This window comes from Ectopseudomonas guguanensis, from assembly GCF_900104265.1.
Classification (GTDB): Bacteria; Pseudomonadota; Gammaproteobacteria; order Pseudomonadales; family Pseudomonadaceae; genus Aquipseudomonas; species Aquipseudomonas guguanensis.
Window position 1 is genome coordinate 416653 of sequence record NZ_FNJJ01000002.1, and the last position, 16691, is coordinate 433343.

Genomic DNA, 16691 nt, shown 5'->3' on the forward strand with positions numbered 1-16691 from the left:
TGCCTGCCTTTTTGTTCGTTATCTCGTCAGCCTAGACGAAGATTCGCCAAAACCAACTAGACGTCGCGTCCTGGCGGCGCGCTGCAGCGGCGCACAGACTAGCGGGCGAGAAAGTGGTTGAGCGCAGCGACGCTGCGCTGCGGATCCTCTTCCTGCGGCACGTGACCGAGGTCATCGAACAGCACCAGCTGGCTGCCGGCGATGTCGGCGGCGAAGCGTTCGGCGTTGTCCGGCGGAATCAGACGATCACGCCCGCCCCAGATGATCAGCGTCGGCAATCGCAGCTCGCCGATTCGCTGGTGCAGCTCGCCGCTGGGCGCCTGAACGAAGCGCTGACGCAGCGCCTGGCGGTTGCCCTCGCGCAGCGTCAGCTGGTAGTAGCGCTCGACCAGTTCGTCATCGACTTTGTCCGGATCGCCATAAACGTTGCGCAGGCTCGACTCGATCATCGCGCGCGGCAACACACGGCTCATCACCGGCGCCAGAGCTGGGATGCCGGCCAGGCGAAAGCCGATCGGCACCGATTCGGCGTTGCGCGGATAGCCGGCCGCATCCACCAGCACCAGCCGCGCGCTGCGCTCGGGATGGGCCAGGGCAAAGCGCCAGGCCAACTGGCCACCGAAGCTGTTGCCGACCAGCACCACGCGCTCCACCTGCAGGTGCTCGAGCAAGGCGAGGAGAAAGTCCGTGTAGCGCTCGACGCGGTAATCGCCATCGGCAAACGGCCCGGTGAGGCCGAAGCCGGGCAGATCCAGGCTGATCACGCGACGCTGCTTGGCCAGCTCCGCCACCCAACCTTCCCAGGTATGCAGGCTGGCCGAAGTGCCATGAAGCAGCAGGAGCGGCTCGGGGTCATCGCGCCAGCCCTGATCCCGCAGGTGCACCGACAGGCCGGCAATATCGACGAACTGCGAAGGCGGCGGCGCCCAGCGCGCCTTGAGCTCATCCAAAGGACGATCCGGCGCCCAGTTGAGGGCGACGAAGCCGGTAAGGGTCAACCCGAACACCAGCAACAGGCCGAGCAGCACGTGGGCGAGTCGTTTCATCGATGCAGTCCTGAGCGGAGCGGAAAGCGCGATGCTAGCCAGACGCCACGGGCACGCCTATCGCCCGGAAGAGGGAATCGCCTGGCGCAGCGCTCAGAACCCGACCAGCAGCATCCACGCCGGCAGGGAAACCGCCGCCAGCAGCGTGGACAGGGATATCGCCGCGCTGACGCTGCGGCTGTCTTCGGCCGTACGGGCAAAGGCCATCACGTTGACCCCGCTGGGACAGGCCGCGAGCAGCACCAGCACGCTGCGCGCCGTATCGTTGAGGCCGGGCAGCTGGCCGCTGAGCCACCAGACCAGCGCCGGGAACAGCAGCAGCTTGGCCAAGGCCACGCCCCAGGCCTCGCCGGTCGGGCGCAGGCGGTAACGCGACAGGCTGGCGCCGAGCACGATCAGCGCGCAGGGCAAGGCCGCCTGGCCGAGCCAGGTCACCGCCCGCCACAAGCTTTCCGGCACGACCAGCCCGGACAGGTTGAGCAATGCGCCGAGGCCCAGGCCGATGATCATCGGGTTGGCCAGGTTCTTCAGCAGCGCGCGGCCGTCGACGCGCTCCTGGCTGCCGAAGGCGGCGTAGAAGCTGTGCAGGGAAAACAGCGTCAGGCTGTGGAACACCAGGATGGCGAAGACGTAGAGCAGGCCGTCATTGCCCATCAGGCTGGCGATCAGCGGGATGCCCACCAGCACGTTGTTGGAGAAGGCCGCCACCAGGCCCAGCGGCGTCGCCGTACCGCGGCGCCAGTGCGCCAGCGCATTGACCGCGGCGAACACCAGCAGCACCGGCAGGTAATAGGCCAGCAGCAGCATCGGCGACAGGCCTTCGGCCAGTGACGCCTTGGCGATGCCGGCGAACAGCAGCGTGGGCATGAACAGCTTGAAGGTGATGTTGGCCAGACCGGCCGCAGACTCGCTGGTGAGCCACTGGCGCCAGCCCAGCAGGTAGCCGAGAACGATCAGGGCGAAGATCGGCAAGATGGCCTGTGCCGCGAGCATGGCTGAAGCTGCCTCCGGGGTACTGCTGAAGAGGGCGGATCGCGTTCGACCCGCGAGGGTCGCCAAGCATACGCGTGCCGGACGGGCCGCGCGATGCCTCGCGACACATTCGCCGCAGGGCTTGACGCCCAGCCGGAAGCACCGAGATAGAGCGCTTCGATCAAGTATTGAGGGAATCGATGTTCACTATCAGGACAGTCAAGTTCTTATCTGCGCTCAGGTCTTCAAGAATTGTCTCCGAAGCCACTTGTTACTCCCTACGGAGACATCGACATGAAAACTCAACTGACCCTCGCCGCCCTGACTCTGAGCCTGATGACCACTGGCGTATTCGCTGCTCCGAGCAGCGCGCCCTTCCCTCTGGTGGGCGAAGCCAAGGACAGCCAGGTACAACAGCAACCCGTCGCACCGCTGGCCGAGAACGGCTCGGAGCGCACCTCGGGCGTGCAACGCATTCAACTGGCCGAAGACGGCTCCGACCGTACCCCGGGTGCCCAGCGCATCCAGCTGGTAGAAGGCGGCTATGACCGTACTCCGGGTGCCCAACGCGTTCAGCTGGCCGAGGGCGGTTATGACCGCACCCCCAGCGCGCAACGCCTGCAACTGGCCGAAGACGGCTCCGACCGTACCCCGGGCGCCCAGCGCATCCAGCTGGTAGAAGGCGGCTATGAGCCGTACTCCGGGTGCCCAACGTGTTCAGCTGGCCGAGGGCGGTTCCGATCGCCTGATCAAGCAGCGTGGCCACACTGCCTGAGCCTTGGCGTCACCCCCAAAGCCCGGCGCATGCCGGGCTTTTTTTATGCCTTTCACGCCAGTCACGCCGTTCCTGTCGCGGGCAAGCGGTAGATCCAGATGCGCCGCAGCACGGTCGCGAACTGCCCCCACAAGGTGCCGCAGTTGTAATGCTGGCCATAGCGCCGGGCGATCAGGCGCACCTCGCGCGCCAGCTCGGCATAGCGCCGCGCCGGTAGATCGGGGAACAGGTGATGCTCGATCTGATGGCTGAGGTTGCCGGTGAGGATATGCAGCAGCGGCCCACCGGACAGGTTGCTGGAACCGCGCAGCTGACGCAGGTACCAGTGCCCACGGGTCTCCCCCTCCAGTATTTCGGGTGCAAATACCGTAGCCTTCTCGGTGAAATGACCGCAGAAGATCACCAGAAAGGTCCACAGATTGCGCAGCAGATTGGCCACCAGGTTGCCGGTCAGTACGGCCAGTGCATTGGCGCCGAGCAGCAGCGCCAGCAGCGGAAACGCCAGATAGTCCTTGACCCATTGCCGCGCCAGCTTGGCGCCGAACCGACGTGCCAGCGGCTTCACTTCCTCCTTGCTGATACGCCCCTTGACCAGCTTGTCCAGGCGCAGGTGCTGAATGGCCACGGCGTACTGGAACAGCAGCGCCTGGATCGTCACCCACAGCGGCTGCCAGCGATAGAACGGCTTCCAGCGCTGCTCGGGGAACAGGCGCACCACGCCGTAGCCGACGTCATCGTCCATGCCCAGCACGTTGGTGTACGTATGGTGCACATGGTTGTGGGTGTGCCGCCAGAAATCGGCCGGCCCGACGATGTCCCACTCGTACTGGCGACCGGCGAATTCCGGGTCGTTCATCCAGTCGTACTGGCCGTGCATCACGTTGTGGCCCAGCTCCATGTTTTCCAGGATCTTGCCCAGGCCCAGCAGCAGGGTGCCGAGCAGCCAGGTCGGCGGGAACCAGCCGAGCATCAGCAGCGCGCGCCCCGTCCAGCAGCACCCGCGCACGGCCGCGCGTACACGGCGAATGTAGCGCGCATCGGCCTCGCCCAGATCGGCCAGGGTGCGCTGGCGCAGGGCATCCAGTTCCTGGCCGAAGGCTTCGAGTTCGGCGGGGCTCAGTTCACGGTCAAGGCGGGTCGTCACAGGTCGATCTCCACATCCCCATGTGGGGCGCTGACGCACAAGCGAATGGGTTGATTGGGTTCGGCGAACAGCTCGCCGCTGCGCAGATCGCGCACCGTGCCGGCCAGCAGCAGGCAGGTGCAGCTGGTGCAGATGCCCTGGCGACAGCCATGGGCCGGGCGCAGCCCGCTGGCCTCGGCCTGCTCCAGCAGGCTGGCATTGCCGTTGCCCGAGACCTGCTGGCCGCTGCGCGCAAAGCGCAGACGAACCTCGTCGGTATCGGCCTCGGCCAGCACCGGCAACGGGCTGAAGCTTTCCGCCTGCAGGCTGCCCCCACGTCCGGCGTCGCGCCACCAGCCGCACGCCTGCTCGACGAAACCACGCGGGCCGCATAGCAACAGGTGCTCGCCCGGCAGCGCTGCCAGCTGTGCGGCCGTCAGGCGGCCACCCGTCTCACCGCTGAAGGCCCAGCGCACCTGCAAGTTGGCATGACGCGCCGCCAACGCCTGCAACTCCTCGGCAAAGGCCTGCTGCCCCTGGCGCCGCACCTGATGCAGCAGCGTCACCGGCGCAGCGAAGCCACGCGCCAGGGCTTCGCGCAGCAGGCCGAGCAGCGGTGTGATGCCGCTGCCGGCTGCCAGCAACAGCACGGCGCCCTGCTCCTGCGGCCAGGCGAAATCGCCGAAGGCCTGGCCCAGCTCGATCACCTCGCCAACCGCCAGGCGATCGAGCAGCAAATTGGACAGGCGCCCGCCCGGCTGGCGCTTGATCGCCAGTTCGATGCGCCCGTCGTCCGTCACCCTGGTCAGGCTGTAACTGCGCCCGTGGCGCACGCCGTCCTGCTCCAGATAGAGCTGAACGTGTTGCCCGGCTCGCCAGTCTCGGGCATTGCCGTTGCAGCGCAACTCGATTGCCAGCATGTCGTCTGCCACCCAACGACGCGCCTCGACCCGGGCGAACACGCGATTGAGGCGCAGCGCCGGGTGCAGCAGACGCAGGAACAGGTCGACGTCCGCCTCACGCAGCCAGCCGGACGCACAGAGCCGGCGCAGCGGTTGCAGGCCGCGCGCGACATGCCGCGCCAGCGCCAGGGAGAGCAGAGCCATAAATCGATTCCAGTGAACACTTGTGCACAAGGCTGACAGATCCACCTTATTTCAGTCAACAGTTGTTCACTGAAAGCCACCCGGCATGGTTCGACGCTGGCGCCGCGCATTTGCTAGAGTGCGGCATCGCTCAACGACCCGATCTCGCATGACGCCACGCGCCGAACAGAAGCAGCAGACCCGCCAGGCCCTGATGGAAGCCGCGCTCACCCTGATGGAGAGCGGCCGCGGCTTTGGCAGCCTGAGCCTGCGCGAAGTGACCCGCGTCGCCGGCATCGTCCCCACCGGTTTCTATCGCCATTTCGCCGACATGGACGAGCTGGGCCTGGCGCTGGTGGCGGAGGTGGGCGAAACCTTCCGCGCGGCGATCCGCCAGGTGCGCCGTCACGAGTTCGAGATGCGCGGCATGATCGACGCCTCGGTGCGCATTTTCCTCGCCGAAGTGGCCGCCAACCATGGCCAGTTCCTGTTTCTCGCCCGCGAGCAGTACGGCGGTTCGCAGCCGGTACGCCAGGCCATCGCGGCCCTGCGCGAACGCATCACCAGCGACCTAGCCGCCGACCTCAAGCTGATGAACCGCATGCCGCAGCTTGACGATGCCGGCCTCGACGTGGTGTCGGATCTGGTGGTGAAGACGGTGTTCGCCACCCTGCCCGAACTGATCGACCCGCCGGCGGAGAATCTGCCGGCGCACCTCAGCGCCGAAGCCAAGATCATCCAGCAGCTGCGCTTCATCATGATCGGCGGCAAGCACTGGCTGGGCCTGGGCAAGCCCTCCGAATAGCGCGCACCACAAACGTGCGCACGCAGCGAAAACGCACCAAATAAATCCTGACCGCTTCGCCAAGTTATCCACAGAGCGCCTGAACGCCCCGTCCTGCGCCGCTTCTCGGCCTTGGCAAGCCACTTGCACTATTTCCGGGCACATTGCCCCGGAATAGATACGCATGCTGGTGATCCACACCCGAATCGCGCCGCAGGCTGCTGCGGACGCCGAACTGGAACTGACCTTCGAAGCCCGCAGCAAAAGTCGCCTGCGCTGCTTCACCACGGCAGGCGAGGAAGTCGGCCTGTTCCTCGAACGCGGCCAACCGGCACTGGCTGATGGTGATTTTCTGCAGGCCAAGGACGGACGCATCGTGCGCGTGCGCGCCAAACCCGAGCCGCTGCTGCACGTCACCTGCGCCAGCCCCTTCGAGCTGATGCGCGCCGCCTATCACCTGGGTAACCGCCATGTCGCCCTGCAACTGGGCGACGGCTGGCTGCGCCTGCCCGACGACTACGTGCTCAAGGCCATGCTCGAACAGCTCGGCGCCACCGTCGAAGCCATCCAGGCGCCCTACCAGCCCGAGCAGGGCGCCTATGGCGGCGGTCATCATCACTCCCATCATGGCGACGAGGAATTCAACTACGGCCCGCGCCTGCACCAGTTCGGTGTGCGCAAGTGAGCCATGCGCCGTCGCCCACGCGTATCGGGGTCAGCTCATGAAACCGGCCTGGGCCCTGTTGCGCCTGGCCAGCCCGCAGCTACCCATCGGCGGTTACAGCTACTCGCAAGGCCTGGAGTGGGCCATCGACAGCGGCCTGATCCAGGATGCCGATGCCGCCGAGCGCTGGCTGGCCGATCAGCTCACGCTCAACCTCGCCCGCTTCGAAGCGCCGCTGCTGCTGGCACATTGTCGCGCCGCGCACGAGGGCAACTGGCCGCACCTGCAGGAACTGGCCGAACGGCACCGCGCCAGCCGCGAAACCCGCGAGCTGGCTCTGGAAAGCCGGCAGATGGGCTACTCGCTGCGGCAACTGCTCGAAGGCCTGCCCGAGCTGGACGAAGCCGCGCGTGAACTGCTCGCAAGCCATCACGAACCGGGCCTGGCCCTGGCCTGGGCGCTGGCCGCACGCGCCTGGCAGATCACCCCGGACGATGCCCTGGCCGCCTGGCTCTGGGGCTGGCTGGAAAATCAGTTGGCCGTACTGATGAAGGTGCTGCCGCTGGGCCAGCAGGCCGCCCAGCGCCTGACCAGCCGCCTGCTGCCAACGCTCGAGGCCGCCCAGCAGCAGGCCGCCAGCCTTTCCCCCGAACACTGGGGCAGCGCCGCCTTCGGCCTGGCCCTGGCGAGCATGGCGCACGAGCGCCAGTACTCGCGTCTCTTCCGCTCCTGACGAGGAACATCAGCACATGAACAGCCAACCTCTGCGTGTCGGTATCGGCGGCCCGGTCGGTTCCGGCAAGACCGCCCTCACCCTGGCCCTGTGCCGCGCCCTGCGCGAGCGCTACAACATCGCCGTGGTCACCAACGACATCTACACCCAGGAAGACGCCCAATTCCTGGTGCGCAACGAGGCCCTGGAGCCCGAGCGCATCATCGGTGTGGAAACCGGCGGCTGCCCACACACCGCCATCCGCGAGGACGCCTCGATCAACCTGGAAGCCGTGGAGCAGCTCAACCGCCGCTTCCCGGGCCTGGACCTAATCATCGTCGAGTCCGGCGGCGACAACCTGTCGGCCACCTTCAGCCCCGAACTGTCCGACCTGACCCTCTACGTGATCGACGTATCCGCCGGCGACAAGCTGCCGCGCAAGGGCGGCCCGGGCATCTGCAAATCCGACCTGCTGGTGATCAACAAGGTCGACCTGGCCCCGATGGTCGGCGCCTCGCTCGAGGTGATGGAGCGCGACACCCTGAAGATGCGCGGCGACAAGCCTTTCGTCTTCAGCAATCAGAAAATCGGCCAGGGTCTCGACGAGATCATCGCCTTCATCGAACGCCAGGGCATGCTTACGGCGGCCTGATTCCACTTCAAGGAGATCCACATGAATCTGCGCAAAACCCTCTACGCCATCGCCCTGTTCTGCACCCCGGCGCTGGCGTTCGCCCATCCCGGGCATGGCGACTCGGGGATCATGGCCGGCCTGGCCCACCCGGTGTTCGGCCTCGATCACCTGCTGGCGATGTTCGCCGTCGGCCTGTGGGCCGCGCAGCAAAGCGGCGCAGCGCGCTGGGCGCTGCCGCTGACCTTCGTCGGCAGCATGCTGATCGGCGGCCTGCTGGGTTTCGCCGGCGTGGAAATCCCACTGATGGAAACCGGCATCGCCGGCTCGGTGCTGGCCTTCGGCCTGCTGGTGGCCGTGGCGGCGCGCCTGCCGGTGGCCGTCTCCATGGCCCTGACCGCAGTATTCGCCCTGACCCACGGCGTCGCCCACGGCCTGGAGCTGCCGGACCTGGCCAGCCCCTTCGGCTACGCCATCGGCTTCGTCGTCGCCACGGCCGCGCTGCACGCCGTCGGCTTCGCCCTGGTGCGCTTCCTGCCGCAAGCCGCGGCACCGCTGGTACGCATCGCCGGCGCTGCGTCGGCCGCCACCGGTGTCTGGCTGCTGGCCAGCTGAGCGCGATAGCTCCTGAGGTACAGGTCACCCATGGTGGGTGCCCGCGGTGCGCACACAGCGCACCCTACCGGCCGCGGCATTGGCGCTTGCCAATGCCGCTGCGCTGGGGCACAAAGTCCCGAACCCTTGTCGAGACCCGGCCCATGCTGCGCTTCGCCCGCTTCCTGCTCGCCCCCCTGCTGCTGCTCGCCATCGCCCTGCTGGTGCTGGCGTTGACCAGCCGTCCGGCCACGGTGCCCGAAGTGCTGGCGGACCTGGGCGAGCGCCCGCTGGTGATCGCCCATCGCGGCGGCAAGGGGCTGTGGCCGGAGAACACCCTGTTCGCCTTCGAGCGCGCGGTGGCACTCGGCGTCGACATGCTGGAGATGGACCTGCATTTGAGCCAGGACGCCGAGCTGGTGGTCATCCATGACGATACCCTCGAGCGCACCACCAACGGCCGAGGCCCGGTGGCCCATTACAGCCTGGCCGAACTGCAGGCGCTCGACGCCGGCTATCACTGGACGGCCGATGGCGGTCAGAGCTACCCCTATCGCGGCCAGGGCACCCGCATCGCCAGCCTGCGCGAGGTGCTGGAACAGTTTCCCCTGATACCCAAGGTGGTCGAGATCAAGGTCCCCGATGTCGGCATGGAAGCGTTGCTGTGCGAAACCCTGGCCAGCTACGACCAGCTCGACCGGGTGCTGGTCGGCAGCTTTCACGAACGCAGCCTGAAACGCTTCCGCGAACTCTGCCCGGAAGTCGCCACCTCGGCCGGGCCGGTTTCGGTGCGCCTGCTGCTGGCACTGAACTGGCTGGGCCTGAGCGATCTGCTGTCGCCCTCCTACCCGGTGCTGCAGATTCCGCCCCAACACAGCGGCCTGACCCTGGCCACCCCGCGCCTGCTGCGCAATGCCCAGGCGCGCGGCCTGCACGTGCAGCTGTGGACGATCAACGAGCAGCCCGACATGCGACGGCTGCTGGAAATGGGCGCCAACGGCCTGATCACCGACTATCCGGACCGCGCCCTGCAACTGCTCGGCCGCTCCACGCAGCTTGGCGCGCTGGAGCCACGATGAAGGCGATGAACCCATCGCCTGCCTCATGAGCAAGCTCGACAAGGGCCTCAAGGCTTTGCCACCAGCTTATCCACAAAACTGCCAACAGAATCCGGGGATAACCTGTCTTGCGCTGAGAATCCCCTGCGAAAACGCTGGACATCCTGCCCCGTTTCCGCCCTCGCCCGATGCCTCCGAGGCGCTGATCAAAAAACAGGCAAAGTGCTGAAGACCTCGAAAATCAACGCCTGCGACAATGCTTACAGGCCTTACCAACAAAATTATCCACAGCTATCGTGGACAATCCTCAGATAGCTGGAAAACACCCCGAGAGATTGTCGGGCCCCTGTGCACAAAGGAAAAATTGCCTTGCTCAAATATTCGTCAGCTTGCGCTGAACGGCGCATAACGAGGCCGCCAGACAAAGGCCACCAGATTGTCCACAGAGATACACACATAGCCCGTGGAAAACTTTCTGTCATCCGCTGGCACGCCATCTGCTAAGAACCCCTGACTTTTCTGCCTGCCGTGCAAGGACACTCCATGTTCAGCTTCTTCCTCGCCGCCATGCTCCTGGGCTTCGTGTTCAACGCCGCGCCGGGTGCCGTGTTCAGCGAAACCCTGCGCCGCGGCTTGCGTGACGGCTACAAGCCGGCCTTGCTGGTGCAGATCGGCTCGCTGGTGGGCGACGCCACCTGGGCCGCCCTCGGCCTGACCGGCCTGGCCCTGCTGCTCGACAGCGCGCAGATCCGTTATCCCCTGACCCTGGCCAGCGCCCTGTATCTGACCTGGCTCGGCTACCAGTCGCTGCGCGACGCCCATCGTCCGCCGCAACCCAGCGATGACGGCCAGGTCGCGGCCGGTGGCGCCTTTGCCGCCGGCGCCGCGCTGTCGCTGACCAACCCGCAGAACATCGTCTACTGGGCCGCCATGGGCGGAGCGATGGCGGCCATCGGCGTTGCCCAGCCAACACCGACGCACCTGGCGGTGTTCTTCGCCGGCTTCATGGTGTCCTCGCTGCTCTGGTGCTTCATCTGCGCCGGCCTGGTGGACTGGTTCCGCCGCGCCGCCTCGCTGCTCTGGCACCGCCTGACTTACGCAGCCTGCGGCGTGGTGCTGCTGGGCCTGGCCGGGATGAGCGCGATGGAGCTGATGTGATGGAGTGGCGGCTATTGCCCTCATCGAAACAATCTAACGGCGCGGCGCCAGCAGCGGGACTAGCCTGAATGATATGTCCCCGCGTCAGGAAGTCGCGCCATGCACCTCAACGACCTGCTCAAGCAACTGCTCGCCAGCTACGCCTGCGCCACCTGCGGCATTGATACGCGGCACTGACCCTTGGTGGCAGCGCAGCGGCTGGTTACCCTTGGCACATTCAGCCAAGGAGCCCGTACATGTCCCTGCGTAGCGTCTGTGTCTTCTGTGGTGCCAGCCCCGGCGCCAGTCCCGTCTATCGCCAGGCTGCCGAAGCGCTTGGCCAGCACCTGGCCCAACGCGGCCTGCGCCTGATCTATGGCGGCGGCGCCGTCGGCCTGATGGGTGTGGTCGCCGACGCGGCGCTGAATGCCGGCGGCGAGGTGATCGGCATCATCCCGCAGAGCCTGGAGCGTGCCGAGATTGGCCATCGTGGCCTGACCTGCCTGGAAGTGGTGGACGGCATGCACGCGCGCAAGGCACGCATGGCCGAACTGGCCGATGCCTTCATCGCCCTGCCCGGCGGCCTGGGCACCCTGGAAGAGCTGTTCGAGGTGTGGACCTGGGGCCAGCTGGGCTACCACGCCAAACCGCTGGGGCTGCTGGAAGTGAACGGTTTCTACAGCAAGCTGGGGGATTTTCTCGACCACCTGGTGGCCGAGCGCTTCGTGCGTCCGCAGCACCGCGAGATGCTGCAGATCGCAGACAGCCCGCAAGACCTGCTCGACGCCCTGAGCGAATGGCGCCCCAGCGTCGCGCCGAAATGGGTGGATCGCGCGCCCGTCTGAGCTGGTACGCAGACATGTAACACAATGCTACGCTCTGCGGCTTCTCCCCTACGGAAGCCGCAACATGGCCGGAAGCAGCCTGCTCGCCCTGATCGACGACATCAGCAGCGTACTCGACGACGTCGCCACCATGACCAAGATCGCCGCGCGCAAGACCGCCGGCGTGCTGGGTGACGATCTCGCCCTCAATGCCCAGCAGGTCACCGGGGTCAAGGCGGATCGCGAACTGCCGGTGGTTTGGGCCGTGGCCAAGGGCTCGCTGGTGAACAAGGCGATCCTGGTGCCGGCCGCACTGTTGATCAGCGCCGTGGCACCCTGGCTGGTGGTGCCCTTGTTGATGCTCGGTGGTCTGTTTCTTTGCTACGAAGGGGCCGAGAAGCTGATCCACAAGCTGCTGCATCGGCACGAAGACGACGAACAGCAGCCCCTGCTGGAGGCCATCGCCGATCCGCAGGTGGACCTGGTGGCCTTCGAGCGTGACAAGATCCGCGGCGCGGTGCGTACCGACTTCGTGCTGTCGGCCGAGATCATCGCCATCACCTTGGGCACCGTCGCCACTGCCAGTTTCCTCAATCAGGTGCTGGTGCTCAGCGGTATCGCCCTGCTGATGACCGTCGGCGTCTACGGCCTGGTGGCCGGCATCGTCAAGCTGGACGACGCCGGGCTCTACCTCAGCCAACGCGCCAGCGCCTTCGCCCAGGCCAGCGGCCGTGGCATCCTGCACCTGGCCCCCTGGCTGATGAAGGCGTTATCGGTGATCGGCACCGCGGCCATGTTCATGGTTGGCGGCGGCATTCTCAGCCATGGCCTGCCACCGGTCGATGCCGCCGTGCATCACGCCGCGCAGTGGGTAGCCCAGGATGCAGGGCAGCTACTTTCCGCAGTGGTGCCGACGCTGCTCAATGCCCTGCTGGGTGTGGTCGCCGGTATGCTCAGCCTGCCGCTGGTCAGCCTCGGCACTCGCCTATGGCAGGCGCTGCGCCCAACCAGAAACAGCTGAGACGATCATTTCCTGATCAGCCGGCGGCACGCTTCGAAAGGTGCGGCCGGCACGCGGTTTCCCCAAGCTTATCCACAGCTTGCTCCACGCTTTTCGGGGATAAGCCGCCAAGGCGGGTCGAGTAGCCAGGCAGCTCCGCCTGGCGACGGCCAATCAATTCATTACAAAGGATTTTTCTGCTCCGCCGCGGCGCGCTGGGCAAAATCTGACCAGCCAACCAGAAAGCCCGCGCAATAGAGCGTCGGAGCACCGCTGCAGAGCTTATCAACAGAGTTACCCACAGATTGTCGGGATAACCTGGCGTGGCGTTCGGTCGCACCCCGCTGCCAGGAAAGCTGTGCGAACCTTTTCAGACCTGACCGGAAATTCAGAATCTGGAGGATTCCAAGATGTTGCGTAACGCCGCTCTAATCGCTCTGCTCGGCCTGGCCAGCACCCCGTTGCTGGCTGCCGAGTGCTCGGTGGATGTCGAGTCGACCGACCAGATGACCTTCAACACCCAAGCCATCTCCGTCAGCAAAAGCTGCAAGACCTTCACCGTCAACCTCAAGCACACAGGCAGCCTGCCCAAGACCGCCATGGGGCACAACTGGGTGCTGAGCAAGACCGCCGACATGCCCGGCATCGCTACCGACGGCATCCCGGCCGGGCCGGACGCCAGCTACCTCAAGGCCGGTGACGAGCGCGTGATCGCCCATACCGACCTGATCGGCGGTGGCGAGAGCACCTCGGTGACCTTCGACGTCAGCAAGCTGGCGGCAGGCGAGGACTACAGCTTCTTCTGCTCCTTCCCCGGCCACTACTCGCTGATGAAAGGCAGCCTGACCCTGGTCGACTGAGTCACCCCAAGGGCCTCAGGCGAGGCCCTTCATCCCGCTTATCCCAGCGGCAGCACCGTCACCTGCACTTCCGGGTCGTGGCTGCCGCCTCCCAGGATCACCCCGCGCAGCGGCGACACATCGGAGAAATCCCGGCCCCAGGCCAGGGTGATGTGCTCCAGCGCCGGGCGTACGTTGTTGGTCGGGTCGAAATCCACCCAGCCCTGCCGCGGGCAGTACAGCGATACCCAGGCATGCGACGCGTCGGCACCAATCAGCCGTGGCTGGCCAGGTGGCGGCTGAGTCAGCAGGTAGCCGCTGACGTAGCGCGCTGCCAGGCCGCGAGAGCGCAGGCAGGCCAGCATCAGGTGGGCGAAGTCCTGGCAGACGCCGCGCTTTTCCTCCAGCACCTGCAGCAAGGGTGTGGCCACCTGGGTGGCGCCGGCATCGAAGCTGAACTCCTCGAAGATCTTCTGCATCAGCGCCTGACCGGCCTGCAGCAGGGGACGGCCCGGCGTGAAACAGTCATCGACGTACTCGGCGAAGACCTGCTTGAGGCGCACGTAGGGCGACTCGAAACGGTAGCGTGCCGCTTCCAGCAGCGCCGGCGCCACCGGCTTGCCGCTGTAGCTGAGCGCCGCGCAGGCCGCTTCCCAGCTCGGCGAATCATCGAGATCCAGCGGCGCGCGCGCCAGCACCTCGACGCGCAAGCGCGCGCTGACGCTGAGCTGCTCGTGGGGGCGCTCGAACACCAGGCGCGTCAGTGGGTTGCCGAACACATCCAGGCCGTAGCGGCGCTGGCAGGGCTGCGGGTCGATGCGCAGCTCCTGCTCGTGGCAACGCTGCCAGGGGCAGTCGCGCGGCCACAGGTGCGCCAGCTGCTGCGCCAGGGAAACCGGCGCCGAGTAGCGGTAGTGGGTGTCGTGGAGAACCTGATACAGCGCGCTGCTCATGAGGATTGCGTCCGCTGGCTGACATCGACATGGGCGAAGAAGCGCAGCCCGAGGTGATCGGAAACCGCACCGGCGGCCTCGCTGATGGCCACCAGCAGGTCGGCCAGGCCTTCGAGCACCGCGCGGGTACTGCCGGGGCCGAACAGCGGGTTCTCCAGGCTGGCCAGGTTGAAGGCGGCGAGCTGCTGCTCCAGATAGACCAGGTAGCGCTCGGCCGGCAGCTCGAAGCGCTCGTTGAGCCCTTCCAGCGAGCGCAGCAGGGTGCGCATCTGGAAGATCACCGCGTGCGGGTTCTGCTCGTCCAGCAGCAGCAGGTCCAGCACCGGGATCAACTGCGCCGAGGCCAGGTAGCGGGTGCGGTAGGTGATGCTGCTGTTGCCCAGCTCCAGCAGCCATTCCAGCGCCGACTGGTCGGTGGCCGAGCCGCTACGCAGGAAGCCGGCGAAGCTGTCGCAGAGAAACTGCAGGCGTTCGATGTAACGGCCGAGCATGAGAAAGCGCCAGCCGTCGTCGCGGGTCATGTCGTCGAGGGCGAAACCCGACAGCGCCGCCAGCGACATGAGCAGGCGGTTGAGAAAATCCAGCAGTTCACCAAAGTCCGCCGGCTGACCTTCGAGCAGTTGCGCCTCGCGCTGCAACTCCACCAGCGCCTGCCAGTTGGCCTGGGACAGCTTGCCGCGCACGCTGCCGGCCGACCATTGCAGGCGCTGCAGATTGGCGCGCAGGCTGGCCGGCCAGTCGCTGCCGAGCAATGCCTGCAGCAGGCGCGCCTCCAGCTCGCCTTCATCCGCGCCGGCCAGCAGCCCCAGCTCCTGCGCCAGTGCCAGGGCGCTCTGCAGCGCCTGCGGGTCGTCGTCATCGTCGACGTAGCGCGCCAGCATGATGCGCAGCAGGCGCGCACCGTCTTCGCAGCGTTCGGCGTACCGACCGAACCAGTACAGGTTCTCCACCACCCGCGAAGGCAGGAAGGGGTCGCTGCGTACCAGATCGGCGCTGCCCAGGGTGCGCTGCGTCTGCCAGGGCTCGCCCGCGCTCTGCCGGGTGCCGAGCACCCAGGTGTCCTTGCTCGCGCCGCCGCGCTGCATCGACACCACCTCGGCATCGGCCTCGCCGGCCACGCGGGTCAGGCCGCCCGGCATCACCCGGTAGCCATCGGCGCTGGCCACGGCGAACACACGCATGCCGATGGCGCGTGGCTGCAGGCCGCTGCCGTCCCACACCGGCGCCTGCGACAGCTTGGCCCGCGCCTGCGCCACGTAGGCGTAGGGGCGCTGCCTGAGGCGTGCGGCCAGTTTGGCGCGCTGCGCCTCGTCCAGATCACGGCCAAACACCGGGGCGAAGCTCTGCGAGGGAAAGGCCGGGCGCACCAGCAGCTCGTCGAGCTTGTCCAGCGCCTCGTCCAGCACCGGCGGCTCGCCGCACCACCAACTGGCGATGGACGGCAGCAGCAGCTCCTCACCCAGCAGGTGCTCGCTGATGGCAGGCAGGAAACCGGGCAGGCCGGGCGATTCCAGCACGCCGCTGCCCAGGGCATTGGCCACCAGCACGCGGCCACGGCGCACCGCCTCGAGCAGGCCGGGTACGCCGAGGGCGGAGTCGGTGCGCAACTCCAGCGGGTCGCAGTAGTCGTCGTCGAGGCGGCGCAGCACCGCGTGCACGCGGCGCAGGCCGGCCAGCGTCTTGAGGTAGAGGGTGGCGTCGCGCACGGTCAGGTCGCTGCCTTCGACCAACGGGTAGCCGAGCTGGCGCGCCAGGTACAGGTGCTCGAAATAGCTTTCGTTGAAGCGCCCCGGCGTCAGCAGCACCACCAGCGGCGTCTCGCCGCCGCTCGGGGCCTGGCGCGCCAGGGTGTCCTGCAGGGTACGGAAGAAACTGGCCAGGTACTGCACACGCAGGTCGCGGTACAGCTCGGGGAAGGCGCGCGAGACGATCTGCCGGTTCTCCAGCGCATAGCCGGCCCCGGAGGGCGCCTGGGTACGGTCGGCGGTGACCCACCAGCGCCCGTCCGGCGCGCGGGCCAGGTCCACGGCATACAGGTGCAGCCAGGTACCGCCCGGCGCCTGCATGCCCTGGCACGGCCAGAGGAAGTTGTTGTGGCCGAACACCAGTTCGGTGGGCAGCAGGCCTTCGGCGATCAGCTTCTGCGGGCCATACAGATCGGCCAGCACGCGGTTGAGCAGGGTCGCGCGCTGCGCCACGCCGGCGGCGATCTGCTGCCACTCGTCAGCCGGGATCAGGTTGGGCAGCAGGTCCAGTTCCCACGGGCGGTCGGCGCCATCCGGATCGGCGTAGACGTTGTAGGTGACGCCGTTTTCCTGAATCTGCCGCGCCAGCATGGCCTCGCGCTGCGCCAGGTGCTCCGGGCGGCTGCGCGCCAGCTGCTCGAACAGGCGGCGCCAATGCGGGCGCACGTTGCCCTTGGCGTCGAGCAGTTCGTGGTAGGCGCCGTTGGGCGGCGGGTAATCGGCTAGCAGGTCGTGCATGGCAGGCTCGG

At 66.9% G+C, this 16691-nt stretch carries 17 protein-coding genes; 11 read left to right on the forward strand and 6 right to left on the reverse strand.

The features are described 5' to 3' along the window. Positions 1 to 98: 98 nt before the first annotated feature. Both BLS61_RS04370 and BLS61_RS04375 read right to left on the reverse strand, forming a co-directional pair. A complete protein-coding gene (locus BLS61_RS04370) occupies positions 99 to 1046 on the reverse strand; it encodes an alpha/beta fold hydrolase (RefSeq protein WP_090427855.1) in 948 nt (315 codons plus the stop codon). 93 nt (positions 1047 to 1139) lie between these two features. Then, positions 1140 to 2039, reverse strand: a complete 900-nt coding sequence (locus BLS61_RS04375; RefSeq protein WP_090427858.1) for an AEC family transporter — start codon at positions 2037 to 2039, stop codon at positions 1140 to 1142. Between the two features lie 273 nt (positions 2040 to 2312). Between BLS61_RS04375 and BLS61_RS04380 the strand changes: the two genes are divergently transcribed. Further along, on the forward strand, positions 2313 to 2885 hold the full coding sequence (locus tag BLS61_RS04380) for a hypothetical protein (protein ID WP_394328132.1): 573 nt from the start codon (positions 2313 to 2315) through the stop codon (positions 2883 to 2885). On the opposite strand, the gene BLS61_RS04385 is transcribed toward BLS61_RS04380, so the two are convergent. Together BLS61_RS04385 and BLS61_RS04390 are read right to left on the reverse strand one after the other, a co-directional pair. Beyond that, entirely contained in the window at positions 2855 to 3937 is a 1083-nt protein-coding gene (locus BLS61_RS04385) for a fatty acid desaturase family protein (RefSeq protein WP_090427860.1), read from the reverse strand. The two genes, BLS61_RS04380 and BLS61_RS04385, sit on opposite strands and share 31 nt — an antisense overlap. Beyond that, positions 3934 to 5022, reverse strand: coding sequence for a ferredoxin reductase (locus BLS61_RS04390; protein WP_090427863.1), 1089 nt, complete (start codon positions 5020 to 5022; stop codon positions 3934 to 3936). The genes BLS61_RS04385 and BLS61_RS04390 overlap by 4 nt, the downstream gene beginning before the upstream one ends. A 148-nt stretch (positions 5023 to 5170) precedes the next feature. On the opposite strand from BLS61_RS04390, the gene BLS61_RS04395 reads away from it, so the two are divergent. The 10 genes from BLS61_RS04395 (at position 5171) to azu (ending at position 13265) form a co-directional block, all read left to right on the forward strand. Continuing rightward, positions 5171 to 5806 (forward strand): TetR family transcriptional regulator, encoded by a 636-nt coding sequence (locus tag BLS61_RS04395; RefSeq protein WP_003246868.1) that lies wholly within the window; start codon positions 5171 to 5173, stop codon positions 5804 to 5806. A gap of 163 nt (positions 5807 to 5969) precedes the next feature. After that, the gene (gene ureE / locus BLS61_RS04400; RefSeq protein ID WP_090427866.1) at positions 5970 to 6470 is read left to right on the forward strand and encodes an urease accessory protein UreE; all 501 of its coding nucleotides are present in this window, start codon (positions 5970 to 5972) and stop codon (positions 6468 to 6470) included. A gap of 37 nt (positions 6471 to 6507) precedes the next feature. Continuing rightward, positions 6508 to 7182: an urease accessory protein UreF gene (locus BLS61_RS04405; protein ID WP_011920859.1), complete on the forward strand. Its 675-nt coding sequence runs from the start codon at positions 6508 to 6510 to the stop codon at positions 7180 to 7182. Between the two features lie 16 nt (positions 7183 to 7198). After that, complete coding sequence (gene ureG, locus BLS61_RS04410; protein WP_003246865.1) at positions 7199 to 7813, forward strand: urease accessory protein UreG; 615 nt, start codon at positions 7199 to 7201, stop codon at positions 7811 to 7813. Between the two features lie 21 nt (positions 7814 to 7834). Then, positions 7835 to 8407, forward strand: coding sequence for a HupE/UreJ family protein (locus BLS61_RS04415; protein WP_090427869.1), 573 nt, complete (start codon positions 7835 to 7837; stop codon positions 8405 to 8407). Positions 8408 to 8550: 143 nt separating this feature from the next. Continuing rightward, positions 8551 to 9465, forward strand: coding sequence for a glycerophosphodiester phosphodiesterase family protein (locus BLS61_RS04420; RefSeq protein ID WP_090427872.1), 915 nt, complete (start codon positions 8551 to 8553; stop codon positions 9463 to 9465). Between the two features lie 522 nt (positions 9466 to 9987). Further along, positions 9988 to 10602 carry a LysE family transporter gene (locus BLS61_RS04425; RefSeq protein WP_090427876.1) on the forward strand — a complete coding sequence of 205 codons (615 nt, stop codon included), beginning with the start codon at positions 9988 to 9990 and terminating at the stop codon, positions 10600 to 10602. 236 nt (positions 10603 to 10838) lie between these two features. Continuing rightward, entirely contained in the window at positions 10839 to 11426 is a 588-nt protein-coding gene (locus BLS61_RS04430) for a cytokinin riboside 5'-monophosphate phosphoribohydrolase (protein ID WP_090427879.1), read from the forward strand. Between the two features lie 64 nt (positions 11427 to 11490). Continuing rightward, the gene (locus BLS61_RS04435) at positions 11491 to 12426 is read left to right on the forward strand and encodes a DUF808 domain-containing protein (RefSeq protein WP_090427882.1); all 936 of its coding nucleotides are present in this window, start codon (positions 11491 to 11493) and stop codon (positions 12424 to 12426) included. A 389-nt stretch (positions 12427 to 12815) separates the two neighbouring features. Beyond that, the gene (azu, locus tag BLS61_RS04440) at positions 12816 to 13265 is read left to right on the forward strand and encodes an azurin (RefSeq protein ID WP_090427885.1); all 450 of its coding nucleotides are present in this window, start codon (positions 12816 to 12818) and stop codon (positions 13263 to 13265) included. A 38-nt stretch (positions 13266 to 13303) separates the two neighbouring features. Here azu and BLS61_RS04445 read toward each other — a convergent pair whose 3' ends face one another. After that, positions 13304 to 14197, reverse strand: coding sequence for a transglutaminase family protein (locus BLS61_RS04445; RefSeq protein WP_090427890.1), 894 nt, complete (start codon positions 14195 to 14197; stop codon positions 13304 to 13306). Next, positions 14194 to 16680, reverse strand: a complete 2487-nt coding sequence (locus BLS61_RS04450) for a circularly permuted type 2 ATP-grasp protein (protein ID WP_090427892.1) — start codon at positions 16678 to 16680, stop codon at positions 14194 to 14196. Before BLS61_RS04450 ends, BLS61_RS04445 begins: the two co-directional genes overlap by 4 nt. Positions 16681 to 16691: the final 11 nt, after the last annotated feature.

Coding starts and splice junctions, on each gene's coding strand:
- BLS61_RS04370 (WP_090427855.1), bottom strand. CDS start 1,046: ATGAAACGACTCGCCCACGTGCTGCTCGGCCTGTTGCTGGTGTTCGGG.
- BLS61_RS04375 (WP_090427858.1), bottom strand. CDS start 2,039: ATGCTCGCGGCACAGGCCATCTTGCCGATCTTCGCCCTGATCGTTCTC.
- BLS61_RS04380 (WP_394328132.1), top strand. CDS start 2,313: ATGAAAACTCAACTGACCCTCGCCGCCCTGACTCTGAGCCTGATGACC.
- BLS61_RS04390 (WP_090427863.1), bottom strand. CDS start 5,022: ATGGCTCTGCTCTCCCTGGCGCTGGCGCGGCATGTCGCGCGCGGCCTG.
- BLS61_RS04395 (WP_003246868.1), top strand. CDS start 5,171: ATGACGCCACGCGCCGAACAGAAGCAGCAGACCCGCCAGGCCCTGATG.
- ureE (WP_090427866.1), top strand. CDS start 5,970: ATGCTGGTGATCCACACCCGAATCGCGCCGCAGGCTGCTGCGGACGCC.
- BLS61_RS04405 (WP_011920859.1), top strand. CDS start 6,508: ATGAAACCGGCCTGGGCCCTGTTGCGCCTGGCCAGCCCGCAGCTACCC.
- ureG (WP_003246865.1), top strand. CDS start 7,199: ATGAACAGCCAACCTCTGCGTGTCGGTATCGGCGGCCCGGTCGGTTCC.
- BLS61_RS04415 (WP_090427869.1), top strand. CDS start 7,835: ATGAATCTGCGCAAAACCCTCTACGCCATCGCCCTGTTCTGCACCCCG.
- BLS61_RS04420 (WP_090427872.1), top strand. CDS start 8,551: ATGCTGCGCTTCGCCCGCTTCCTGCTCGCCCCCCTGCTGCTGCTCGCC.
- BLS61_RS04425 (WP_090427876.1), top strand. CDS start 9,988: ATGTTCAGCTTCTTCCTCGCCGCCATGCTCCTGGGCTTCGTGTTCAAC.
- BLS61_RS04430 (WP_090427879.1), top strand. CDS start 10,839: ATGTCCCTGCGTAGCGTCTGTGTCTTCTGTGGTGCCAGCCCCGGCGCC.
- BLS61_RS04435 (WP_090427882.1), top strand. CDS start 11,491: ATGGCCGGAAGCAGCCTGCTCGCCCTGATCGACGACATCAGCAGCGTA.
- azu (WP_090427885.1), top strand. CDS start 12,816: ATGTTGCGTAACGCCGCTCTAATCGCTCTGCTCGGCCTGGCCAGCACC.
- BLS61_RS04445 (WP_090427890.1), bottom strand. CDS start 14,197: ATGAGCAGCGCGCTGTATCAGGTTCTCCACGACACCCACTACCGCTAC.
- BLS61_RS04450 (WP_090427892.1), bottom strand. CDS start 16,680: ATGCACGACCTGCTAGCCGATTACCCGCCGCCCAACGGCGCCTACCAC.